The organism is Legionella micdadei, assembly GCF_000953635.1.
In the GTDB taxonomy this organism is placed as follows: Bacteria; Pseudomonadota; Gammaproteobacteria; order Legionellales; family Legionellaceae; genus Tatlockia; species Tatlockia micdadei.
In genome coordinates this window covers 1,649,983-1,676,497 of the sequence record NZ_LN614830.1, presented here as the reverse complement: position 1 = coordinate 1,676,497, position 26,515 = coordinate 1,649,983, and the positions used below count along the sequence as shown (strand labels likewise).

The window sequence follows — 26,515 nt, the reverse complement described above, 5'->3', positions numbered from 1 at the left end:
ATTGCATCATACAGAGGGAGCTGGGAAAAAGAAAGGTAGATATCTACAATGCGATTTGAGCAAACAGATCGCTATATCCGCTTGCTCATATAAGTGGTAATTTTCAATTTGGCTGTGTATACGATGGAGGTACAGTTCCGCCAGAGTGTTCTGGTGCAGGTGTTTTTGAGTCAGTTTCATCATTCGCAGCCGCTTCACTTGAGAAGAATCGATCTTTAATTTGAGCTAATGAGCCCTTTACGATTTCACTTGGCGTCGGCATATTATCTAAACTCGTTTTTTTAAGCTCATTACGAATCAGAACCGCTGTTTCTACGAGCTCCTGCGCAGATTTCATGCCGTTTGTGTAAGGGACAATAGCATAACGCGTCCTAAAGCCTTGATGAGGGTCCGCATTATCCAGGGGCTCCCGTGTTTCAGGATGAGTATTACTTTTCTCTACCCATTTTTGTAGATTAGTATGATCAATGATTTTAGTGGTTCCAGGTACAGTGCACCATGTACCATCCGCTGCCTCATACAGCTTAACAATTAAAGCAGGTTTAAAAATTTCTAGTTGGGTAAGTTCATCAGATATTGCTTCATAATCAAGTGCTACTTGATTAAGATCTTGTGTATCGTTTGCGCTTTCCGCTCTTTTCCCTATCAAGTCATCTAGGTTTTTCAGCCTTTGATGTAAGTCTTTGTATCGGGCAAGCAGATCTTTAAGTTCAGAATTCCCATTCGCAAGCTCAATTTCTTCCCTCGAAAGAGGGGTAAAATCGACCCCTTCTTTTGCTGGCTCCATTAGTTGAGCAAAAGCATTACCATTCATTTGAGCAGAAGCGTCTCTATATGTGCTTGATCTTACTAACAAAATCACAAAAACTGTGATGAGTTGTAAAGGCTTACTAAACACAAGAAAACTGGTTATAGCGCGATTGATTACATGAAAGAATAATCCCTCTTCATACCCATCAACAATGCCAAATACAAAGCTTCTGATTAGGTCTTTGTAGGTTAAATAAATCTCTGCTATAAAGATTGCTGCTAAAATTGGCAGTCCTACAACAACAGCTAAAAAACCAATTGCTAACCAAGAAAAAAAAGCCTCTCGGAACTTGTTTTCCTCAACTGCCTGATAAGTTGCGACAGCAAAGAGAATCGGTAAACCAATGAGAAGCACCAATGCCAGTAGAGCGGTTCCTGTTATAAATAATGCGTTAACAAATAGGGACTTAATCGGGTACAAAATGCCCCCTGCTAATGCGCCACTGGCTTTGTTTAATGCTCTTAACATAGTTCCACCTTCGGATAAATCGTATTTACCAAAATTAAAAAATAGGCAGAATGCTAACACTATAAACAAAAAAATAGAAGTAGTAATTGACGCTTATTAGGGGATAATCATATTTTGATGCATATAAACAAAAGGCATCACCGTAACGGCTTATGTATTAAGATTTGGGTTATCGTATAAATGATGGCGCCTATGCCATTCTTCGATTGACTCTTCCGGAAATTGAGAAAACCAATGATCATGCTGTGATTTAGGAATTTCACACCACTTAACTGCGTAGTCTAATAAAATATGCATTTTCTCAGGCGGCTTTGGTAGTGGAGTATCAATCGCTGAAGCAAAAGGATAAACCCATTCAGACCAGTGCGGGTCAAAAATCCACAAACAGCTGCCGCATTGTTTACAAAAATGACGCTGTCCATCACTTATTTCTGTGGGATGGCCTTGTGCGTCCCGCGCCATGATTGCCCGATAGACAGTTAAAAATTCCTTGCCTGTGACCTGTAAGGTCCTGGCTTGTCCCATAATATTGATGGCATACCCCCCTCCCCCAGCTGTTTTTCGACAGATCGAACAGTAGCAATGCACATAAGGGTAAGGAGTATGCGATTCTACTGTGAAATGCACCGACTGGCAGTGGCAAGATCCTTCTAATTTCATTGTTGTCTCCTGTTAACGATCCACTTGTATATTAATATCCCGCGCATCAGACCGTCCACGGTCATCCACCACCCGCAGTATAAATTTTCCCGGCTTTGCTTTCCATAGGAACGGCTCATCAGGACGCGTTTTTGCTAAATAACCCTCATTGATAAACCAATAAATTTCAGCCACATCTGCATCAGTGACAGCGGTTAATGGTATTTCCATTTTTTGCGGTGCATTTGCCCGCATGATATAGCTCAGATCGGTTTGAGGGGAAGTAATTTGCGGGCTTAACCCAACTGTATTCTGGGTTAAGCTACAATTGGGCTCAAAAAGCGGAGGAACACGACGTTGAATGCCTGCTTGTTTGAAAATTTTGAGCAAATCCGATGGCCAAAACTCATAAACCACAAAATGAGTGGTCTCGTTAAAATGACAAGTCCGCAATCCTGTGTTTTTGTTAATGGCAACCTCACGAAAGATAGTATCGGTCTTAATAGGCGATTTACCAGGAATAAACCAAGTCATTTCCCTATCCTGACAATAACGTGTTGGAAGCATCCCCGATGCTTTACAGACCTCAACATGTGTTAAATGCATGGTTTCAGGGCGTTTTTCAATACTCGGCAAAGGTCCACGTTCATGCCGGACTGCATCGACTAACTCAAAAAATAAAGGGGCAGCAAGGTTCTTTCCAACGAAAGCAGGATTGGCTTTGTTATCGAAATTACCAAGCCAAACAGTTAACACATAAGGTCCAAACACCCCTACTGACCATGCATCCCGATAACCGGATGAGGTGCCTGTTTTCCATGAAACGGATGAGTTAATTGTTGAACCATGTGCCTCAGGCCGAGGGGTGTGTTTTAGCATATCTAAAACCAAAAAGCTGGCTTCGGGGCTAAGAAGCCGTTTACCTGGATTCATTGGTTCATCTTTGCGTGTGCGTAAAGGATGCCAGACGCCATCATTAACTAGGATGGCATATAAACTGGCGAGCTCTTTCATGGTTAATTCAACACCGCCTAAACTCAGTGCCAAACCATAAAAAGATTCAGACTTCAGTTGGCTTACTTGAGCTTCTTCGAGTAATTGATAAAGATTGGGTTTAGTAAGTTGGCTCTCTAAATAAATCGCAGGGATGTTTCGGCTTAGAACTAAAGCATCTTTTGCTTTAATAGGTCCCATAAAATCATAATCAAAATTTTCAGGATTATAACTACCAAAACTATGAGGCACATCTTTTAAGACCGTATTGGGATGTATCAGTCCCTGATCAATCGCCAAGCCATAAATAAACGGCTTTAAGGTGGAGCCTGGCGACCTTTTTATATCTGTCCCATTGATTTGCCCACCGATTTGTTGATTAAAGAAATCGGCGGATCCCACTGCCCCTTTAACCGACATATCACGTGTATCGACTAATAACACAGCAGCATTGTAAACGCCGATTGATTTTTTACGCGCTAAATAATGAGTGGTCACACGCTTTAGAATAGCTTGCAAACGGGAATCCAAAGTAGTTGTAATTTGCTGTTGTTTCGTGGTGTCTCGTAATACTGCATTCACAAAATGTGGAGCAATGAAAGGAAGTGAACGAAGGGTCAGCATTTCTAAAGGCAAGTTAATAACGGACGCTTTGTTCTTGTCTTCAGGATGCTGGACTAACCATCGAGTAAAAAGCTTATTACGAATTTCTTTTAGCTTTGTATTAGAAGGGATTCGCTGTGCAGGATTTTGAGGGATAATACTTAAAGTAAGGGCTTCGGGTAAGCTTATTTTATTCACCGGTTTACCAAAATAAATTAAACTAGCTGCCCCCACCCCTTCTATATTGTTTCCATAAGGAGCAAGATTTAAATAAGCTTCCAAAATTTTATCTTTGCTGTAATGCATTTCGAGCTGTAATGCACGGAAAACTTGCAACAATTTACCTGATAATTGTTTGGAATTAATTCCAAACCGGATACGGGCCAATTGCATGGTAATTGTTGATGCCCCAATCCGCCGGGATTTAACCACATAAGTCTGCCAGCATGCTTTGAGCATCGCGAATGGATTTACTCCATAATGCCAATAAAAATATTGATCTTCTTGCAATAGAGTTGCTTCTTTGAGTTCAGGAGAAATTTGAAATAATGGTGTAAAAAGACGGTATTTTTCATCTTGGCTAAGGGTTAAGCGCAATAAGTGTTGCTGCTCGTCATATACTGCTGTTGAAAACCTATAATCATCGAATAAAGAAGGCTTCGGAGCAAAAAATAATATCCCCCAAGTAATGATACCCAGTAAAATAAAGGTAAAGCCAAAAAATTTTAGGAAGCGGATCATACTCAACGTCTTTTTTTACCTCCCTTATGGGATGTTCTACTGAGCCAATCAAGCAAAAGAATCCTGTTAGAGGATCGGTTGTCCCGGAATTTAAGTTTGACTCAAATTTATGTTCAGCCACATGATCAACTCAACAGATGATATATATTAAAACAAAATTAATTAAAAAAGATTAAAACTTACTCAAAATCATGTAGAATTCTAACAGCTAGGTGCAACCCCCCCGTTAAATCGGCACAAATATGAACAATTCATTCTTTTATAGAACAGCAATTAAAATCCGTAACCTCCTATCACTCATATTTGGCCAGTTTAACTGGAACAGTCCACCCTGGTTAAATCATCTACGCCAACAAGCGTCAACGTACCCAAAGCGATTTTGGGGTCTAACCAGTGTCATTATTGCCATGTTTGTCGCCCTTGGCTTCTGTTATCACTGGTATAAAAATTTACCACACCCCCAATTAATAGAGGCATTAATTACTCCGCCTAAAATCACACCTGTGGCCGAACAACTTATTCCTGATAACCTCACGCTTAATTTTGGTAATGGCCCAGCCGATGATTTTATCAACAAATCCGTGGCTCCGCTTAATCTAATTGGTAAAGAAATCACTAAGGGAATCGAATTATCACCCGCAATGCCTGGAAAATGGGTTTGGTCTAGCGACAGTAGTTTAGTCTTTACTCCTGAGCAGGATTGGCCGGCTGGACAGATTTATTCGATTCACTTCGCTAAAGATGTCTTTGCAGCTAATGCAAAAATGGCAAGCTATGATTATCGCTTTTCAACAGAACCCTTCCAGGCAAAAATTAACGAATTTAAGTTCTACCAGGATCCTGTTAACCCTAAAACCAGACAAGCTGTGGCTACTATTTCATTCAATTTTCCAGTTGATGCCGATAGCTTTGAATCAAAAACCTCTTTGATGCTACAAGCATTAAAAGATAAGAAACGCGACTTAAGTGCTCAGCAATATCAATTCACCGTTACTTTTGATGAACATAAGCGGACAGCTTATCTTCGCTCAGAAAATTTATCTGTTCCCGAAGTATCACGTTATTTAGTGCTCACCCTCGGCAAAGGAATTAAATCCAGCACAGGTTCAGGGGAATTATGGAGTCCTGTCAGTCAAACGCTTTTAATTCCAGATATCAGTAATTACCTAAAAATCGATAAAGCACAAGCTTCGATTATCCGTAATGAACAAGATAGGCCTGAGCAAGTACTCACTATCGAATCCAGCATTGGGGTTGCTGAAACAGAGCTCAACAAATCCTTGCATGTCTATTTATTACCGCGTAATTATCCAGCAACCGCATCCGAACCCGAAAAAGTGGATTATGAATGGCAGAACCCAGGAGAAGTGACTGCAAATATCCTAGCTCTGGCCAAACCACTGTCTACCCAAGCGCTTCCTGCTGATCGCCACTATGCGACGCTACACAGCTACAAATTTAAAGCGCAAACACCTCAATATCTCTACCTCAAAATTGATAAAGGGATGCGTGGTTTTGGCAATTTTGCGTTATCGAATGATTTTGTTGCCGTCATAAAGGTGCCTGAATTTCCCCGAGAAATAAATTTTCTCCATAAAGGCGCCCTGCTTGCTTTAAGTGGTGAAAAAAAACTCTCTGTGCTTATACGCGGGGTGCCTGCTGTTAAATTTAATTTCGCTCGTGTCTTACCTGAGAATGTCAATCAATTAGTGACACAGACTGAAGGCGATTTTAATAACCCTTATTTTATCAATCAAAGTTTTAACCAACAAAACATCAGCGAAATTTTCTCTGAAATTCAGCAATTCGATGCCTCAGATCTAACCAAGCAACAGTACACTGCTTTGGATTTCTCTAAGTATCTTGCTGCCACTACAAACACGGGTGGGCCACAAGGCTTATTCTTATTGCAAGCCACAGGCTGGGATATGGTGAATAACCAAGCCCTCGATGTGACAGCAAATCGCTTAGTTCTTATTACCGATTTAGGATTAATTGTTAAAGATAACAGCGATGGTTCTCACGACGTGTTTGTTCAATCGATTACTCAAGGGACACCAATCACCAATGCAACAGTAACCATTTTAGGTAAGAACGGCTTACCCGTTTTAACACGCATGACCGATGGCCAAGGACGGGCAAACTTCCCTACTCTACGTGATTTCGTGGATGATCGCGAACCTACTGTGTATTTAGCAAGCTTTGGCTCAGATGTTTCGTTCATCCCCTATAATAAGTCTGGTCGCCAACTCAATTACTCTCGGTTTGATACAGGCGGACTCTATAGTACTCCAGAATCAAATACTTTAAGCGCTTATTTATTTTCTGACAGAGGCATTTATCGACCTGGCGATACAGTGCATCTTGGTATGATTGTAAAACAAGCCTACGCACAATCTCAGCCAGCTGGATTGCCATTAGAAGTGACAGTTATGGATCCACGCGGCACGACTATTCGAGATCAAAAATTTACATTGGATCCAATGGGTTATTTAAGCCTTGATTTTGAGACGAATGAAACATCCCCGACAGGCCAATACGCTATTAACCTCTACATTGTTAAAGATTCACGTCCTGATAGTCTCTTGGGCTCTACTACTATCCGCGTTGCTGAATTTCAACCCGATCGCATGCGGATTACCTCAGCCTTTTCACAAGAACAAACTCAAGGCTGGATTTCACCAATTAACCTAAATGCAAAAATAAGCTTATGGAATTTGTATGGTGCACCTGCCGCTGACCGGAAAGTAAGTGCAAAAATTCTCTTAGCACCAAAACGCGTTCAGTTTGCTAAATACCCTGAGTATGTTTTCGCCGATCCCTTGCTTGATCCGAATAAACCCGCCAAGGTGTATACTGATACTTTGGCTGATGCTACGACGAATGAAGATGGTCAGGCTGAATTTAATTTACACCTGGAGCGCTTTGATAAAGCAACATATCAGTTAACCTTTTTTGCTGAGGGTTTTGAAGCTGAAGGAGGACGAAGTGTTGCAACACAATCAACAGCATTAGTTAGCCCACTTCTCTATTTCGTCGGTTATAAACCTGATGGTGATCTCGCTTACATAAAGCAGGACAGTCAGCGATCTGTTCATTTTATTGCGGTGAATCCTCAATTAAATCAACAAAACGTAAGTGATCTTCAAATCCAGCTCATCTCTTTACATCCGGTTACGACTCTCATCAAAAAACCTGATGGAACCTACCAATATCAATCGATTATTCAATCCACAATATTGGATACCAAACCTTTCACTGTTGAGGCGCAAGGAACTAGCTACAATTTGCCCACACAGCAAATTGGCGATTTTGCACTCAAGGTATTGGACAAAAACAATACGGAGTTGAGTCAACTCAAATTTAGTATTGTCGGCACTAGCCAAGCACCATTACCCAGAAATGCTGAACTCAGCGTAAAATTGAATAAGAATGAATACCAAGCTGGTGAAGACATTGAATTGCAAATTACTGCACCTTATACAGGGGCAGGCTTAATTACAATCGAGCGTGATAAAGTTTACGCTACCCAGTGGTTTAAAACAGACACCACCAGTTCAGTACAAAAAATTCATATCACGGATAATCTCCAAGGCAATGCATATGTCAATGTGAGCTTTGTCCGCAACTGGGATTCCCCAGACATCTTTATAAGCCCGCTGAGCTATAGTGTAGTACCTTTCACACTAAACCATGATAATCAAACCGTTCATATTAATTTGGATACACCGGCTTCAGCTCGTCCTGGAGAGCCATTTACAATCAATTACAGCAGTGATAAACCTGGAAAAATCATTCTTTTTGCCGTTGATGAGGGAATTTTACAGGTCACCCGTTTTGCGACCCCTGATCCGCTTGCCTTCTTTTTTCAAAAACATGCGTTGGAAGTGATCACACAACAAACTGTGGATCAAATTCTTCCCAAATTTATCCAAGATCGGGAACTTTCTGCTGCAGGTGGTGATGGCGGTGAAGAACTCCTAAATAGCCATCTTAACCCATTTAAGCGTAAGACCGATTTGCCTGTCGTCTACTGGTCAGGAATTATAGATACCGATTCAACACCACGGCAAGTGAGCTATCAAATCCCGGATTATTTTAACGGTACTCTGCGCGTGATGGCTGTTGCCGTTGCTAGCGATGCGGTTGGTTCGGCTGAGAAGAAATCACAAATACGCGGGAATTTTATAATCAACCCCAACCCCCCTACTTTTGTGGCCCCAGGAGATGAATTTGTTATCACAGCGAGCATTGCCAACAACGTCCAAGGCTCCGGTGCTAATGCGCCAGTCTCAGTGCACTTAAAAACCACACCTGAATTGGAAATTCTCGGCTCTGATCACGAGACATTAGCAATCGATGAAGGTAAAGAAAAATCCGTTCGCTTTAAGTTGCGAGCTAATTCTCTACTGGGTTCAGCGCAAATCAATTTGGAAGCAAGTACCTCTGGTAAATCCTCCAAAATGGATGCCACATTAAGCGTCCGCCCCGCCAGTGCCTTTATCACTTCAGTAACGAGCGGTAGCTCGAAAAAAGCACAGACCTTGGTTGATGTCGATCGCAATCTGTATCCAGAGTATCGAAACGTCCATGCTGCAATATCTTCAAGCCCACTTATTTTAGTAGCTGGCCTACAGCGCTACCTTGAAGGTTACCCTTATGGCTGTACTGAGCAATTGACCAGTGAGGCATTGCCTTTATTAGCAATGGCGGGCCAGACCTGGTTTGCCAATGATTCACAAAAGATTACTGATAAAATCACTGCAACGATCCAAATGCTAGGACAGCGGCAAATGTCAAATGGCGGATTCAGTTATTGGCCTGGTCTAGGGGACAACACCAGCAATACATTTGCCTCAGTTTATGCCATGCAATTTTTAACTGAAGCCAAGGCGCAGGGCTATAATGTACCGGGTGATTTATTTAGTGCAGGCTTAGGTTTTTTACGGGATTTAGCAACCCAAACGCCTACCGACTTAAGTCAGGCTAGGATACAGGCTTATGCGATTTATATTCTGACACGCAATGAAATCGTCACCACGAACTATTTAACTAACTTGCAACTTTATTTAGATCAAAATCAAACGAACTGGCAAGAAGACATCACTGGTGCCTATATTGCAGCAACTTATCAATTGCTAAAGAGTATTCCTGAAGCAAATCAATTGATTAATAAATATAAACCGCATCCACAAACCCCCGCCAGCGATTTTTACGATAACAATACTGCCGATGCCCAATACCTCTACTTGATTGCCCGTCATTTCCCTGAACGCTTGACTAAAATGGGTGATCCACTTGTTATGGAATTAGTCAAAGCGATCAATAGCAGCGACATCAATACAGTACTATCAGGCTATATCAGCCTAGCTCTAAGTGCTTACGCGCAGGCTAATCCTATCCCTAATAATACTGCGCTTTCCATCCAAGAAATCTTTGCTGATAAAAGTGAAAAAACCCTAACAGTGCTGAATAATAATTATGAGCAAGCGAGTGTGGATGAGAATGTAAAGCAAGTTAGTTTTAATAACCCTGCCCAGCAAACCTACTTCTATCAACTGACGCAAGCTGGCTTTGATAAAACATTACCCACTCAGGAGGTCAAAAACGGGATTGAAGCGTATAGGGAATATCGCGACCAAAGAGGTAATTCAATTACCAATACAACCCTCGGTACAGAAATTGAAGTACATATTCAAGTACGTTCAACTGATAACCCGTATTTGAGTAACGTAGCCATTGTTGACCTGTTACCAGGCGGTTTTGAGGTTGTGCGTGACTCTGTGAACAATGAAAATGTGGATTACACAGATGTCCGTGAAGATCGCGTGGTTTTCTTTACAGGTGTAGACACTAGCGCCAAAGAAATCATCTATCGTATTAAGGCGATTAACACAGGAACATTTACTGTACCTGCAATCCTCGCCGAAGCAATGTATGATCCGAATACCAGAGCAAATGGAAAAGCGGGTAAATTTGAGGTAACCAACAACAACTAAATCGGATCGCTCGGATTATGACGACACTAGTACCGGTTTTATTACTTAGCTTGTGCTTAAAAACTGGATTTCTGGGTTAACCACTTTAGAGTCTACTCAGTTTTCCATTTAAAAATTTTTGTACGAAATGCTGGATTACCTTATCGCCAATCAGCCGGCTCAAGGGGGATGAGGATCCACATTATGATATACACAAGAAGAGCTGAGCCTCCTAAAAGAAAAAAAATAACAAATATAAACCGAATCCAAAAAGGATCTATATTAAAATACATTGCCAGACCACCGCATATCCCGGCGATTTTCCGCTCTCTACGCGAGCGCCATAATTTTCTATAGGGTTTTAAGATATTAGTCATAGTATTTCATTTTTAAATTTTTTTATTAACCTGTAGAAATTTTATCATTTTCAGTCAAACATAAAGAGGTTTCAATAAAAAAGAACGATTTTCGAAATAATTTATGACATTAGAGCCAAGGAGTTATGTTGGGAGAGTTTATTCGTGGCACACGCTATTTTTTATTGGGTTTAAGCCGTCTCAAGACTAAAGGACTTAGGCGTTTTATTTTGCTACCTATTATTTTTAATTTTTTGTTATTTGTTGGATTATTTTACTTTGCCTATAATTATCTCCTATCCTATGCCCAATATTTTATCAATCTCCTTCCCTCCTGGTTGAGTTTTTTACATTGGTTATTCATTGTATTTTTTTGCATCAGTTTTTTATTTATTTTTCTCGTGACATTTACAGTCCTTTTCAATCTGGTAGCCTCCCCGTTCAATGGGTTATTAGCAGAAAAAGCTCAACGTTTATTTTATCACAGTGATATTCCCTCTTTGCCTTTCCTTAAAACAGCTTGTCGTAGCATGAAGCGCCAGGGAAAATTTTTATGGTATTTTTTCCCTCGTTTTTTGGGAGTGACGATTTTATTTTTTATACCATTTATCCACCCTGCTTTCCCTTTTATATGGTTTTTGCTTAACTCATGGATTCTCAGTATTCAATATCTGGATTTTGTAATGGATAACAACTTAGTTGGGTTTAAGGAGATGCAAAATAAGATCCGGGAAAAGAGAATGGTTTCATTGGGGTTTGGCTGTTGTATTAGTCTTGTCAGCATTATCCCTTTCTTAAACCTTATTACCATTCCTGCAGCTGTTATAGGTGGGGTAATTTTTTATCAAAATGAGTTTAAAGAAATTTAAATGATATAAATTAAAGCATGATTATTTCCTAGCTGTCTTAATAAAATTCGCTAAAGCTAATAAAAAAAATGCCGCTAACTAAATAAGCACAGTATTCATCAAGGAAAGACATTATGACTGCTCAGAAATTTGACGCAATAATTATTGGAACAGGACAATCAGGGCCATCCCTTGCTGTCCGTCTTGCAGCTACTGGGTTAAAAGTTGCCATTATCGAGCGAAAAAATTTTGGTGGTACGTGCGTAAATACAGGCTGCATCCCGACAAAAACGTTGGTGGCTAGTGCGGAAGTTGCACATCTGGTGCAAAGAGCGAATGAATTTGGAATTGATATCAATGGGACGATTAAAACAAATTGGAAAAACGTTAAAGCCCGGAAGGATGCCATTGTCCATAAAGCGTCTCAAGGGGTTGAGCAATGGTTAAAAAACACACCTAATGTCACGGTTTTTCATGATCATGCAAAATTTGTAAATAATTACACCATTGCTGCAAATAATCAGCATTTAACGGCGGAAAAAATTTTCATTAATGTGGGTGCCCGCGCCTTCATTCCTCCAATGAAAGGAATAAATGAAATTAACTATTTAACTAATTCATCTCTCCTTGATTTGGAAGCGCTTCCTGAGCATTTGATTGTGATTGGTGGCAGTTATATTGGTTTAGAATTTGCCCAAGCATTTCGATTTTTTGGTTCGAAAGTAACAGTTATTGAAAAAGCCCCTCGCTTAATTCCACGCGAAGATGAAGATGTTTCTGAAACAGTACTTGCCATTATGAAAGCGGCTGGTATTGATGTGCACTTAAACACAAATTGTCTTGAATTTAGCAAATCAGGTGAAGAAGTTGTGGCTCACGTTGGCTGTGACAACAACAAAAAAACAATTCAAGGCTCCCATGTGTTAATGGCTATTGGTCGAAAACCAAATACGGATGATTTAGGGATTGAGAACACTGATATCAAGTTAGATAATCGCGGGATGGTTGAGGTTGATGATTATCTTGCAACCTCTGTAAAAAATATTTGGGCTATTGGGGAATGCAATGGCAGAGGGGCATTTACTCATACTTCCTATAATGATTATCAAATTGTTGCCGATAATTTGCTCCATCACACCCAACGTAAAGTTACTGACAGAATCATGGCTTATGCCCTTTATATTGATCCCCCCTTAGGCCGATGCGGCATGACAGAAGCAGAAATTCGTCAAGCAGGCCTCAAGGCTTTAGTTGCTAAAAGACCAATGACCCAAGTAAAGCGGGCTGTAATTAAAGGTGAGCCAACAGGTTTTATTAAAGTACTCGTGGATGAAAATTCTCAAAAAATATTAGGGGCCACAATCTTAGGCGTAGGTGGAGATGAGATTATTCATTCAATTCTTGATGTGATGTACGCTGATAAACCCTATACCCTAATTAGAGACGCAGTTCATATTCACCCGACTGTTTCTGAGCTTATTCCTACTACCTTGGAGCAATTACAACCTTTAAAATAGGGCAGATTCTATAGGGGTTGCACTTATTTTTTGATAAGATAAGCAAAGCTCATTTATAGAAAAGTGTATGACAACTTATCAAACCATTTTAAGTAAGCAAGAAAAAAAATGGATACTGGATAGACGTGTCACGAGAATTTCTGATAACAAGGAAGTGCAAATCTATCCCATGGGGGCTGAACGGTATTTATCCTCCGCCTTATTTGAGCAAAATAAAAACCAATATAACATTAGGGCTGACATAAAAGACAAGGATGTTCTGGTTATTCCAGGTTATGGCAACAGTTGTTTTTTATTTGCGCAAGCAGGTGCTAAATCAATTGCTGTTTATGATAAAGATCCGGTTACTATTGCATGGATAAAAGCTTTTAAAAAATATTTTCATTATCGAGAGCGAACCGATTCAAAATCATACCCTTCCATCGGTGAATTATTAACAGCACTAACAAGCTGGTATCCACCCCTAATTGCTTTGCCTTCTGGAAAATTCATCAATGCCTTATTTTGGGCAATACATCCCAATTCATTAAGGCGAACATATATTCATTATATGGTGTCTTTGGTTCGTCAAGCGATCCAATCTAAATCTCAAGAAAATTATGAGCTAGACAAAAATATTCAATTTCATGCTGCAACGCTTAACAAAATCATTATGGACAAGGAAAAACAAGTTTTTGATACTGCATTTGTCCCCTATCTTTTAGGTGTGGAAAACGGCATTGAGAAAGAACAAGAGATAGTGGATTTCATTAAGCAGTTAACAACACTTGTGCCTAATGGACACATTCTAGTCACACCCTCACGCAATTCGAAAGACTTCTATGTGACTGGAAAGCGTTATTTTATAACCACACCGTACGAAAATCTTCAAACTATTCCCGGATTATCCTCTTATGTCATAGGTGAGGATAAAAATTGGTTTCGCACACAAGGCTTGGCAGTATTTGGTTCGCCATCTAATACCAGCCTAAACCAGTGAAGATGGCGCAAAATAGTACAATAATCCAAACTGGTATTTTCCAAAATTCCAACAATATAAAAGCCATCATCGCCAATAAATAATCATTCATAGACAGTATTGCTGTAGACCAAATCGGCTTGTAAAAAGCGGATAATAACAAGCCTACAACAGCAGCGTTAACCCCGAGAATGGTGCGTTGCATAAAACCATAATTACGAATTTTCTGCCATAACGGCAGTATACCCATGATTAACAAAAATGAAGGTAAAAAAATAGCAACTAGTGCAATTAATCCTCCTAACCAGCCATTTGGCGTTAAGTTTGATACTGCCCCTAGATAAGCGGAAAAAGTGAACATGGGCCCTGGAATAGCTTGTGCTGCGCCATAACCGGCAAGAAATAAAGATTGATCCACCCATCCATTTGAAACTACTTCTGTTTGCAATAAGGGTAATACAACATGTCCGCCACCAAAAACTAAAGCCCCTACCTTATAAAATGATTCGAATAGATGAAATGAATAATAAGGTATGTAAACACTGATTAAAGGTAAACCGAATAATAGAATGAAGAAAATAACTAAAAAAATTCTGCCATTTTGTCTACTCAGGGGAACAGTTAACTCGCTTTCTGGTAATTTTTTATCAGGAGTAAGGAAAATTAATCCCAATACACCGCCTGATAAAATCATCACGATCTGGCCAAATGCGCTGGGAATCAAGCTAGCACCAATGCAGGCGAATACTGCTAGACTTGCTCTTTTTTTATCCGGGCATAAGTTTTTTCCCATACCCCAAAGTGCTTGGGCAACCACTGGCACGGCTACTAATTTTAATCCATGGATCCAGGGCTGATTTAAATTGACACGGGTCTTCGTAAGTATCAATCCAAACGCTATCATTATTAGCGCCGAAGGCATGGTAAATCCTAGCCATGCAACAATTGACCCTCGGATACCGCCTTTTGATAATCCTATGGCTATGCCGACCTGGCTGCTTGCAGGACCAGGTAAAAATTGACACAAAGCAACTAAATCCCCATAAGCATGATCGCTGACCCACTTTAATTTCTTCACAAATTCATCACGAAAATAACCAAGGTGGGCAATGGGCCCACCAAAGCTGATCAGACCTAATTTGAGAAAAACAAGAAATAGTTGAGATGAAGAAATTATTTTCTTTTCAGCCAACACGTTCACTCCTCTGCAATGACACCCCCTCCTCAACATGCAGCATGGTCGATAAGAAAATCTCTGCCCCTGTTAGAGAGCCGCGAGAGTTAATGGGAAAATCGACCATGTCGCTTGTTATCCGCCTAAATCACAGTCTCCTAATCCATTTGAACTCCAGTGTGCATTGATTGAGCGAACATTTAAACAACTCTCGTCGGTACAGATCCTCGTTGCTGGATTGACTTGGCAAACATTTGCAAAATCATCATTCACAATTGAAATCGCAATAGCCTTAGTCCCTCGAGGTAAATTAGTAAAACTTTGCCGCTCGTCAACGATTGCCGCGGTAATCCAATTGGTTTTTGAACCATCCAGGTTATATCGTAGCGCCAATCGTCTAATAGGCCCTAATTCACCGGCAGAAAAATTAACAGTCACCGCGATAGGTAATGCACCGCTCAGCGATTGAATGGCTTTGTCTAGAATATCTACTTTTTGTGGCGTTGAGTAATTCTCGCCTGTTCGTTTGCCCGTGTATTGAAATGGATTGAAATCAAAATTGTTCATGATCACCCAAGCATTGGCATTAACGCTGGCAATCGTGTTGGCATTCCAATCAAAAGGAATTGGGAAACGCTTACTTGCATAAAGATATGCCTGACCAATTGAAGGTGGAACTGCAATAAAAAACTCTCTTGGCGTCGAATCAACAAAATTGGCGTCTAAATAAAGGTCATTACGCAAATGGGGGAAATTCAATTTTAAACTTGCTTGGTCACTCTCTAAGTCAGTAACATCGATTTCAGAGCCTCTATAGAAATCAATCAGTGAATTAAGCGCATTGATTGCACCACCTGTTTGAGCAGCAGCCATAATACTTTCAGGTTGTGAGCCTACATTATTGTTAAGACTATAACCTAGTCCCCACAATTCACCATTATTAAAATATCCACCGTTATTGCGTACAGTCTGCCAAATTTTTAAAGCAGCTCCTCGCCCAAACCAACGATCAATCGTTTCGGCGCCTAAAGCTGAAATGGCCCATAGATTAGTACTCACCACAGTAAAACTAGCACGTGGGGAAGTATCGGGCTGCCAATCATTGGTTGAAGATGGTGTTGAAGCTGTGCCATGGGTAAGGAAAATACCGTTGTTTGAATCGTAAGCACCATTAAATAGAAAACTAAGTAAACCAAGGGTGTTAAAACCTCTTATCGTCCGCCCACCATTAAGCATTACATTAATGCGGGATAATGCTTGCCTTACTTGCGCTGTTTGCACTGTATGTTGCAAACAATTTTTAAGTATCTGCAGACCAGCCAATACCGCGAAATTGTCTTCTATCGAAATTTCACCTGATGGAAGTGGTGACTGAATGCCTTGAGCACCAAGGGGAGCAAAATAAAAAGCACCAATCCCCGTTTGCATTAATTCAAATGGGGCTAGGCTGTTGATTGCATTTTGCAGCGCCAAAGAATAAAGAGGAACCTTACCTTTATTGAGTATAAATTCAGCTTGCAAAGGGCCGATAAACTGGGCCCACGCGTTTTTTCCTGTTAACGGCCTATAATCAGACCATGTTGTGACAAATTTAAAAAAGGCAGGAAGATGATGTGCAGGATCGGTGACCGATGCCTCTCCAAGTGTAAAATCCTGTGTTATGAAATTTTGATATCGGCTATTAAAAAAAGGGTCTTTATTATAAAAACTCGTGGCTAACCAGCGAAAACTATAAGCAAAATTTGGATTAAATATTGAAATCTCATTGCCGTACTTAAAGGTCAATCCGACCGCACGATTGACCGGTTCCATGATGTACAACAACTCATTAAGGATTAGCAATTTAGCTCTTAATGTGTCTAAAAAACCATTTTTTGCAGCTAATGCCAACGCAATTTGCCATGTAGCACCATGATAAATATCCGTAGCATATTTAATGTTAGTTCGTTCGATCTGTGTTTGCGCTTCTAACCATTCGAGTTCAGTGCCTTGCATGGGTGGTAATCCACGACCCAAAATGGCAAAGGGATGATACAGGGTATCAACCACTGTACAAGTATTATCAGGCGCGCAAATAAAGTCTCCGAAATAAGCGGCGATGTCCTCTAGTGTACCATTGTAAAAACTTAATGGAACGAGTTTAAGATCGGAAGAAAGCGTTACAATCTTCTCCGAAACCATAAAATCAACAAGCTGTTTAATTTCAACACTGTTGTCCGTCTCTGCGAAGCTACTCCGAGGGATGTTGATGAGCAGTAGGCAACTACCAACAATAAGAATTTTCCATATTTTCATAAATACGCCTGATTAATTGTATTATTTTGGAGGTTAGCTCGCGGCCAACCTTCTCTTTCTTACAATACCCCTCTGCCGCCACTTGTAGGATCTCTCATACTGAGATCCTGGATACTTCAGACGCCATACATAGGTATTGTAATCATGGCAATAACCCTCATTATTTTTTGTGCTTCTCAGAATTTACATTCAAAAATTAGACCTATTTTCTTCCATATCCCCCACCACCAGGTGTTTCAATTACAAACACATCCCCGGGGTTAATCTCCACGCGGGCACAGCCCCCTAACTCGATTCGCACACCCCCTGCACGTTCAACCCAATTGTGACCAACCTTGCCAGGGGAACCACCTTGGATGCCATAAGGTGGAATTTTGCGGTGACTAGAGATAATATTTGCTGTCATTGGCTCAAAGAAGCGAATTCGCCTTATCACACCATCACCACCGCGGTATTTTCCTTCGCCGCCGCTTCCCCGTCGGATAGCAAATTGCTCAAGTATTACCGGAAAACGCCATTCTAATATTTCTGGATCGGTCAAATAAGTATTCGTCATGTGTGTATGGACAGCGGTAGCGCCATCAAATCCTAGCCCAGCACCTGCACCACCACAGATGGTTTCATAATATTGGTAACCACGATTACCAAAAGTAAAATTATTGCAAGTGCCTTGAGAAGCAGCAACTGCGCCTAAAGCCCCTAATAATGTATCGACGATGTGTTGTGAGGTTTCAACATTACCAGCAACCACCGCAGCAGGGTAGTTAGGGTTTAACAGACTGTTTGAGGGGATAATAAGCTCGATAGGTACAAAACAACCACCATTTAAGGGAATGTTTTCATCAATTAAGCAACGAAAAACATACAAAATTGCCGCTTTGGTGATTGCTGTTGGGGCATTGAAATTGCCGGAGTGTTGTGCAGAACTGCCGGTAAAATCTATTTTTACCCGCTTTTTCCTCTTATTGATCCCTATACTCACTTTAATTTTACTGCCGTCATCCAGTGAATAGGAATAATGACCATCATCTAAGCACGTTAGCAGCTTTTCAACAGCAAATGTTGCATTATCACGAACATAGCGCATATAAGATTGAATAACATTAAGGCCGAATTGATCAATTAACTCCCATAGAGCGGCCATTCCACGAGCATTTGCCGCAATTTGCGCCTTTAAGTCTTCTATATTTTGTTGAGGGTTACGTGCAGGATAAGTAGCATTGTTTAATAATTTGAGAATCGCATTCTCTAAAAATCTGCCCCGGTTCATTATTTTAAAATTATTGATCAAAACCCCTTCTTCATCGACTGTTTTACTTTCCGCCGGTACTGACCCAGGTGTGATGCCGCCAATATCTGCGTGGTGGCCACGCGAGCCGACAATAAAAAGTAATTGTTTTCCTTGTTTATCGAATACGGGGGTGATCACTGTAATGTCAGGAAGATGGGTTCCACCGTTATAAGGATCATTAATCATATACACATCATTGAGGTGCATTTTATTTTTTAAAATTGCTTTAACTGTTTCACTCATCGAACCCAGATGGACAGGAATATGTGGTGCATTTGCGACTAGTTCTCCCTGGGCATCAAAAATTGCGCAAGAAAAGTCCAGGCGTTCTTTTATATTTACTGAACTTGCCGTGTTTCGTAAAACCTCTCCCATTTGTTCGGCAATATTCATAAAACGATTATTAAAAACCTCCAACAAGGCAGGATTCACACTGGCAGTACTAATCTTTCTTTCCTTTAAGGTCTGATAGCGCGTTAAAAGAAGATGCTTTCTCTTGTTTACTACCACCTGCCAACCAGGTTCAATCACTGTAGTGGCGTTGTCTTCACTGATGATGGCACACCCCTTAATACAATCACCGTATTGTAGTTCCTTCCGCAAATATACAGGTACCTCATAGAACGCGCCGTGAGTGAACAGCTTTACCTTACATTGATAAGGGATCTCGTTTCCTGAACGTTGCTTCTTTTCTTCATCGGGTTCGACCATTTCTTCAGCGACGACAATAGTTTCAATTGAAATTGACTCAACCACCAGCGGTTTTTTTGTTGAAGCAAAACCAAATTTTTGGCGGTGTTGATCAGTAAATTGCCTTCTCATTGAAATAATTGTGTTAAATTCAACAATTAACACCGTGTCAGAATCAAGGTAACGCATATGAACTTGTCGCTTGGTTGTTAGCTTTTGATCGCCAAGTTCTTGTTTTTTTATTTCCTTAAAGGCATTTTGTTCTAACTTTTCAAAATTTTGTTTTAAAAATGAAATGACTCCTCGTCGTAAAGGTTTTTCAACTGCAAGTTCCCGCAGTACAGAAACCTCAGCTAGACCCATACCGTATGCAGATAACACACCAGCCAAAGGATGGATTAATATTGTTGCAATACCTAAATTATCCGCCACCAGGCAAGCATGTTGCCCAGCAGCGCCGCCAAAACAATTAAGAACATATTCCCGGACATCATAACCACGCTGAACTGAAATTTTTTTAATGGCATTAGCCATATTTTCAACGGCGATTAGAAGATAATCTTCTGCTATTTGCTCTGCTGTTGGATTATTTCCAGTAGCTTTATTGATCTGTTTTGCTAATTTTGCAAACGCATTTTCCACTGCTTTTACATCGATGCCTTGATTTGCCGTTGATCCAAATACCTTCGGGAAAAAATCAACCTGAATCTTTCCCAACATCACATTGCAATCAGTAATCGTAAGCGGACCACCCCGACGATAACAGGCAGGGCCAGGATTTGCACCAGCTGAATCTGGACCCACGGTAAAACGTTGTCCATCAAAGTGCAGAATTGAACCACCCCCTGCAGCAATCGTATGAATTAGCATCATCGGGGTATGCATATGAATTCCACCAAACTCACAACCGTAACTCCGCTCATATTTCCCCGCAAAATGTGAAACATCTGTTGATGTCCCTCCCATATCGAAACCAATGACTTTATTAAAGCCGGCTATCTGCGCGGTTTTCACCATACCAACTACACCACCCGCAGGACCTGAAAAAACACTATCCTTTCCTTTAAACACACATGAATGAGCCAATCCGCCGTTGGATTGCATAAAAAATAAAGGAATTTCTCCTAATTCATCTTGTAGGCGATGGATATGGCGTTTCAGGATTGGAGAGAGATAAGCATCAGCAACTGTTGTATCACCACGACTCACCAATTTCATCACAGGCATAACTTCGTGACTGACAGAAATTTGGTTAAAACCAATTTTTTTAGCAAGATCCTTTAGCTTTTTTTCGTGCTGGTTATAACGATATGCATGCATCAGTACTATGGCAATGGTACGATAACCCTTTCTGAAAGCATTCTGCATGCCTTTAGCTGCTGCTTTTTCATCTAAGGGCTGTACAATATGACCGTGTGCATCAATACGCTCTTTAATTTCGATAACGTCTTTGTAGAGCACAGAAGGTAATTGAATATTAAGAGCAAAAAGATGAGGTCTATTTTGATAGCCAATCCGTAAACTATCCCCAAAACCCTGAGTAATTGCTAGGACGGCGTTCTCACCTTTTCGCTCTAACAAAGCATTGGTTGCCACAGTTGTACCCATTTTTACAATGGCTACCTTATCAACCGGAATTGTTGTGTTTGAAGATAACCCCAGCATATCCTTTATGCCTTGTAAAACGGCATCTTGATAATGCTGGGTGTTATCAGATAATAATTTACGGCTATAAATTTTGCCTTGTGGATCTCGTCCGACAATATCAGTAAAGGTTCCCCCACGATCCACCCAAAATTCCCATTTTCGTCCTTTCATCTCAACAATTTTTTCCATAACTTATACTTAGATAGGATAGCTTAAATTCTGAGTAGAAATGTCTATGACAAAGCAAACCATTACAGTTCTGCTCGGTGGTGATGTGATGCTAGGACGTTTAGTCAAGGAAGCCATATTACTGCATGGAGCAAATTATCCATTAGGACAAATCACTCCTCTATTACACCGTGGGGACTTTGTTCTTATTAATTTGGAATGTGCAATCACCAATCATCTTTCTCATTGGCCAGGTGTTCCAAAAGCGTTTTACTTTGGTGCCCCACCCGAGGCAGCACGAATTCTGACTGATAACAATATAAAATTAGTTAGTCTGGCAAATAACCGCATCCTTGATTTTGATGTTCAAGGACTCCACGACACATTGAGATTGTTAAAACAACAGGATATCCGCTTTGCAGGAGCAGGAAAAGACAAAAATGAAGCTTATAGACCTGTTTCTATTCAAATAAACGATCAAATATTCGGCATGGTTGCTTTTTGTGATCATCAACAAGATTTTGCAGCGGATTCGCAATCTCCGGGTATCGCTTATCTTGATCTCCATGATGAGGAGCAAAGTATTAAACAATTCCAGTTAAGCATAAATGAAATGAAAAATGAAGGGATTAACTGGCCCATATTATCATTACATTGGGGACCCAATCGAGTTCACAGACCATCAAACCGTTTTATACGCCTTGCCCATGCCGCAATAGATATGGGTTATAAATTACTGTTTGGCCATAGTGCTCATGTGTTTCATGGCATAGAAATTTACCGGCACTGTCCGATTATCTATGCAGCAGGTGATTTCGTGGATGATTATTATGTTGATCCTGAGTTTAAAAATGATCATCAATTGGTTTTTGAACTGCGGCTTACGGGAGGAAAGGTGCAAGAGATTATCCTTCATCCTATTTTTATTGAATATTGCCGAGTTCTGCCAGCAAATCACCATCAATTCACCTTTATTGCAGAACGTATTAAGAAACTGTGTAGGGAATTCAGTATTGTTGTTGAAGAAAAAGAAGGAGTGTTGAGCATTTCTTTGTAACCCAATGGTAATAAACAGTCAAATTTTGGGGAGATATAAAACTCTGGGGTTACTTCGTCGCTTCGCTCCCAATCACGGGTTTGAATATGGATTTATAAGGAACATAACGACGAAACAATCCCAGAGTTTTGCAGCTGTTTATTTAACTTAAATCTAAGCCGATTTCCTTTTTTTGAGATCCTCTTTCATCCAATTAATCAACCCGCCTTTCATCAACACGTCTTTTTGTCGCTCAGAAAGAGAATGTTGTACTTCAACGTCTTTGCCATTAATTTTTATTTTAAACTCATTCTTCTCTAATAGTTTCGCGATATCTTTGAGTTCCACGGTGTTGTTTAATTCAATCTCATCATAATCATCAGGGTTTTTAAACACTAAAGGCAAAATGCCAAAATTAACCAGATTCTGCCAATGGATCCGTGCAAAACTTTTTGCGATCACAGCACGTAACCCTAAGTAACGAGGTGCTAACGCCGCATGCTCACGACTTGATCCTTGGCCATAATTATCCCCTCCGATAATCACATGCCCCTCTTTTTGCTTTTCGGTTCGTGCAACATAATCAGGGTCAATATGACTAAAGGTAAATTTACTGATTTTGGGAATATTTGAGCGATACGGCAGCACTTTAGCGCCTGCTGGGGAAATTTCATCAGTTGAAATATTATCCCCCACTTTAAGTAAAACAGGTATTTTAAGATCTTTTGATAAGGGCTCAAATTCAGGCAGAGAAACAATATTCGGCCCTTTAAGTAATTTAACCTTTTTTGCTTCACTGAGAGGTAAAGGCTCTTCAAAACACGCTTTATTAATAATCCGCTTTTCTGGTATTTTCACTTTTGGATAAGGCATTTCTAAAGCTCTTGGATCGGTGATTACTCCAGTTAATGCCGATGCCGTAGCAGTTTCAGGACTGCATAAAAAGACTTTGTCATCTTTTGTCCCTGACCGATCAGGGAAATTACGCGGCACTGTGCGCAGACTATTTTTATCGGTTGCAGGCGCTTGCCCCATACCAATACATCCGTTACATCCCGCTTGATGTATCCGTGCACCAGCGTTAATTAAACTACCTAAGTGCCCATCGCGCACGAGCTCGGCAAGAATTGTCCTTGAGCTGGGATTAATATCAAACGAGATTTCATTTTTTACTGTACGACCTTTTACCATTTCCGCAGCGATGGCAAAATCCCGGTAACCTGGATTAGCAGATGAACCAATATAAGCCTGATAAATTTCCTCCCCGGCAATATCAGCTACTGGTACAACGTTACCTGGGCTAGATGGTTTGGCGATGAGCGGTACAAGACTTGATAAATTAATTTCATCATACTTATCGTAGGCGGCATCTTCATCAGCTATTAATTCCATCCAATCCTTTTCCCGACCTTGGCTGAGTAGAAACTCCCGAGTGACTTCATCAGATGGGAAAACAGTAGTCGTTGCCCCTAGCTCTGTGCCCATATTAGCAATCACGTGACGATCCATTGCAGATAAATGCTTTAATCCCTCACCGTAATACTCGATAACATAGCCCACTCCCCCTTTCACATCGTAACGGCGCAACATTTCCAAAATTACATCTTTAGCACTCACCCAATCAGGTAATTTTCCAGTTAATTTAACACCGAGAACTTTAGGCATTTTGATATAAAGCGGGCGACCCGTAATAGCGATGGCCACTTCTAAACCGCCCGAACCAATAGCAAGCATCCCAAGCGATCCAGCAGCACAGGTGTGGCTGTCTGACCCAGCGAGGGTTTTACCCGGCTTACCAAAATTTTGCATGTGTACGGCATGGCTAATCCCATTGCCTGGGCGACTATAGTAAAGACCAAAACGTTTCGCAGCACTTGCCAGAAATAAATGGTCATCAGGATTTCTGTTATCTTCCTGGATTAAATTATGATCGACATATTGCACTGAAACTTCCGCTTTAGTGCGCTCTAATCCCATTGCCTCTAGTTCAAGCATAACCAAAGTTCCGGTTGCGTCTTGACACAGTGTTTGATCTATTTTTAAAGCAATTTCCTGACCTGGCTCCATTTTGCCTTCAAGGAGATGGGATTTAATAATTTTTTCCGTAACGTTCATGTCAGTCTGTCTCCATTGTGTCTTGCTAAATACCAAGATTGAACCTAGTTTATGATTTGATTTTGAATTTTTATAGTTTAGGTGCGTAGCCTTGGGTATGAATTAGTCCATGTTTTTCCATCAGCTTTGGTAGTTCAGAGGTTAATTGAACATTTACAACAGGATTATTACTAACTCCACGACCAAAATTATCTTGAGAAACCTTTTTTGCAACGTCTGCTATTGATTGAATGTCTGCTTTCTTTTTACTCTCATCTATGTCTGATTTCCGATCAATTATTTTCGCCAAAGCTCCCGTACCATACATTGAAGCCGAATAACAATTTGAAGTATACATAGTACAATATTGAGGTTCACAAATAGTCTCATTGATATCTTGAATGAGCTCTTTTGCCTCTTTACCTGATATCACCACAGCACTCGGGCTGGCTGGCCTCTCTTCACTCACTTTCCTCAATGCAAATGAAGAGTGATAAAAGGGAGAATGCTTAGCAGTCTCTTTAGCAAATGCTTGTTTTCTTGCAAAGTTTACCTCGAATTGCTCATCATCCCCGATTTCACGAAGCTCTTTTCCAATCATCTTTTCAGGTTTAATGAGAACTTTGGGCGCCTTTGGGTCTTGAGTAAATGGTTCAGTGACAAAGTCGCTACCGGCAAGCAACTCGTAATGACTTTCATTGTCCATATGAGTTGCCAAGGATCGAAGGCTTTTCGAACTTTGTGTAATTTGATCCCAAATATGATTCTTGGGATTTTTTGATGGATCACGTACGTAACCCGGACTTTGTCTACCGAATAAAAGCCATTCTTTCTGCTCCGCCTCAACAATAGACCTTTCAGGAGGTTCTGTTGATGAAGATAGTAACCCCAATTTTTCTTGGAATTGTTTAAATTCATAGAGTTGCTGGGTTAAATATGCCGCACCTGCCCCAGTTGCAGCTGTTGCGAGTGGTGTAAAAAAGCGAGCCCCTAGTCTCCTAGCCATGTTAACTCTCTTAAATTGAATTAGTTAGACTAAGTATAGTATTTGATCATTAAGTAATTATTATTATCATAATCAAAGGCAATAAATGCAGAATTCGCTTGTTTTTATGCGCGCTTGTAGCGGATAAACATGTGCTTTTCATTAGAAAAAGCACATGTTTAAATCGCAAGTCACTCCAACTAGAACCCAAGCAAAATGGCTTAGATTGCACTTTAAAGGTGTGTTGCCCCATAGCTTTCTTTATGAGTTAGCCCATGCTTTTCCAACAGCTTGGGTAATTCAGAAGTTAACTGGACACTGACTACCGGGTTATTACTTACCCCGCGACCAAAATTATCAAGAGAAACCTTTGCTACTACATCCACAATTGATTGTATGTCCGCCTTTTTTTTGCTTTCATCACTTACTGTTCTGCGATCAATAATTTTAGCCAACGTACCAGTTCCATAAAGAGATGCCGAATAACAATTTGAACCATACATGTTGCAATGCTGAGCTTCACAAATAGATTTATTGATGTCTTGGATGAGCTCTTTTGCTTCTTTACCTGATATTGTCACAGCACTGGAGCTAGCTGGCCTTTCGTCAGTAACTTTCCTTAATGCGAATGAAGAGTGGTAAAAGGGGGATTGTCCTCCACTCTCTTTTGCGAAGGCCTGTTTCCTTGCAAAGCTAACTTCAAACTCTTCATCATCATCGATATCACGAAGCTCTTTACCAATCATTTTTTCAGGTTTAATGAGAACTCTCGGCGCCTTCGGATCTTGCGTAAACGGTTCTGTTACGAAATCGCTCCCAGGTAGTAATTCGTAATGGCTTTCGTTATCGACATGGGTTCCCAATGTTTTGACAAATAGCGGACTTTCACTCAATCTCTCCCAAATATGATGTTTAGGATTTTTTTCGGAGTCTCGCACATAACCTGGACTTTGTCTCCCAAATACAAGCCATTCTTTTTGATCTGCTTCAACTACAGATCTTTCTGGAAGTTCTGATGTTGAAGAAAGAGGCTCCATTTTTTCCTTAAATTCTTTATGCTGATATACCTGCTGTATCATAAATGCTGTACCAGCACCTGTTGAACCCGCTACTAATGGATTTCTAAAAAAATGAGCACCACGTCTCCAAGCCATGTCTAAAACCTCTAAAATTTAATTACCTATGCGGAGTATAGTATTTAAACATTAAGGAAATATTATTAT

Annotated in this window: 15 protein-coding genes; 5 read left to right on the top strand and 10 right to left on the bottom strand. The window is 40.5% G+C overall.

Features of this window, described 5'->3' with window-relative positions:
* Positions 1-103 precede the first annotated feature (103 nt).
* The 3 genes from LMI_RS07355 to pbpC all read right to left on the bottom strand — a co-directional run bounded on the left by LMI_RS07355 (position 104) and on the right by pbpC (position 4,255).
* Positions 104-1,279, bottom strand: a complete 1,176-nt coding sequence (locus LMI_RS07355) for a hypothetical protein (protein WP_045099217.1) — start codon at positions 1,277-1,279, stop codon at positions 104-106.
* 150 nt (positions 1,280-1,429) lie between these two features.
* Positions 1,430-1,939: a GFA family protein gene (locus LMI_RS07350; protein WP_045099216.1), complete on the bottom strand. Its 510-nt coding sequence runs from the start codon at positions 1,937-1,939 to the stop codon at positions 1,430-1,432.
* A 12-nt stretch (positions 1,940-1,951) separates the two neighbouring features.
* Positions 1,952-4,255 carry a penicillin-binding protein 1C gene (gene pbpC, locus LMI_RS07345; RefSeq protein WP_045099215.1) on the bottom strand — a complete coding sequence of 768 codons (2,304 nt, stop codon included), beginning with the start codon at positions 4,253-4,255 and terminating at the stop codon, positions 1,952-1,954.
* Positions 4,256-4,497: 242 nt separating this feature from the next.
* On the opposite strand from pbpC, the gene LMI_RS07340 reads away from it, so the two are divergent.
* Positions 4,498-10,254, top strand: coding sequence for an alpha-2-macroglobulin family protein (locus LMI_RS07340; RefSeq protein WP_045099214.1), 5,757 nt, complete (start codon positions 4,498-4,500; stop codon positions 10,252-10,254).
* 140 nt (positions 10,255-10,394) lie between these two features.
* Here LMI_RS07340 and LMI_RS15715 read toward each other — a convergent pair whose 3' ends face one another.
* Positions 10,395-10,610: a PspC domain-containing protein gene (locus LMI_RS15715; RefSeq protein WP_045099213.1), complete on the bottom strand. Its 216-nt coding sequence runs from the start codon at positions 10,608-10,610 to the stop codon at positions 10,395-10,397.
* A 125-nt stretch (positions 10,611-10,735) separates the two neighbouring features.
* On the opposite strand from LMI_RS15715, the gene cysZ reads away from it, so the two are divergent.
* From cysZ to LMI_RS07320, 3 genes are all read left to right on the top strand, one after another.
* Positions 10,736-11,458: a sulfate transporter CysZ gene (gene cysZ / locus LMI_RS07330; RefSeq protein ID WP_045099212.1), complete on the top strand. Its 723-nt coding sequence runs from the start codon at positions 10,736-10,738 to the stop codon at positions 11,456-11,458.
* Between the two features lie 113 nt (positions 11,459-11,571).
* Complete coding sequence (locus LMI_RS07325; RefSeq protein WP_045099211.1) at positions 11,572-12,954, top strand: FAD-containing oxidoreductase; 1,383 nt, start codon at positions 11,572-11,574, stop codon at positions 12,952-12,954.
* 67 nt (positions 12,955-13,021) lie between these two features.
* Positions 13,022-13,933, top strand: coding sequence for a hypothetical protein (locus LMI_RS07320; RefSeq protein ID WP_045099210.1), 912 nt, complete (start codon positions 13,022-13,024; stop codon positions 13,931-13,933).
* Here the strand turns inward: LMI_RS07320 and chrA are convergent.
* The 3 genes from chrA to LMI_RS07305 form a co-directional block, all read right to left on the bottom strand.
* On the bottom strand, positions 13,911-15,107 hold the full coding sequence (gene chrA / locus LMI_RS07315) for a chromate efflux transporter (protein WP_231852098.1): 1,197 nt from the start codon (positions 15,105-15,107) through the stop codon (positions 13,911-13,913). The two genes, LMI_RS07320 and chrA, sit on opposite strands and share 23 nt — an antisense overlap.
* Before the next feature lie 114 nt (positions 15,108-15,221).
* Complete coding sequence (locus LMI_RS07310; protein WP_045099208.1) at positions 15,222-17,381, bottom strand: hypothetical protein; 2,160 nt, start codon at positions 17,379-17,381, stop codon at positions 15,222-15,224.
* Positions 17,382-17,583: 202 nt separating this feature from the next.
* Complete coding sequence (locus tag LMI_RS07305) at positions 17,584-21,198, bottom strand: hydantoinase B/oxoprolinase family protein (protein WP_045099207.1); 3,615 nt, start codon at positions 21,196-21,198, stop codon at positions 17,584-17,586.
* Between the two features lie 46 nt (positions 21,199-21,244).
* Between LMI_RS07305 and LMI_RS07300 the strand changes: the two genes are divergently transcribed.
* Positions 21,245-22,234, top strand: a complete 990-nt coding sequence (locus tag LMI_RS07300) for a CapA family protein (RefSeq protein ID WP_045099206.1) — start codon at positions 21,245-21,247, stop codon at positions 22,232-22,234.
* Between the two features lie 153 nt (positions 22,235-22,387).
* Here the strand turns inward: LMI_RS07300 and LMI_RS07295 are convergent, their stop codons facing one another.
* The 3 genes from LMI_RS07295 to LMI_RS07285 all read right to left on the bottom strand — a co-directional run bounded on the left by LMI_RS07295 (position 22,388) and on the right by LMI_RS07285 (position 26,446).
* Positions 22,388-24,328 (bottom strand): aconitate hydratase, encoded by a 1,941-nt coding sequence (locus LMI_RS07295; protein ID WP_045099205.1) that lies wholly within the window; start codon positions 24,326-24,328, stop codon positions 22,388-22,390.
* 70 nt (positions 24,329-24,398) lie between these two features.
* On the bottom strand, positions 24,399-25,313 hold the full coding sequence (locus LMI_RS07290; protein ID WP_045099204.1) for a hypothetical protein: 915 nt from the start codon (positions 25,311-25,313) through the stop codon (positions 24,399-24,401).
* A 212-nt stretch (positions 25,314-25,525) separates the two neighbouring features.
* A complete protein-coding gene (locus LMI_RS07285; protein ID WP_045099203.1) occupies positions 25,526-26,446 on the bottom strand; it encodes a hypothetical protein in 921 nt (306 codons plus the stop codon).
* Positions 26,447-26,515: the final 69 nt, after the last annotated feature.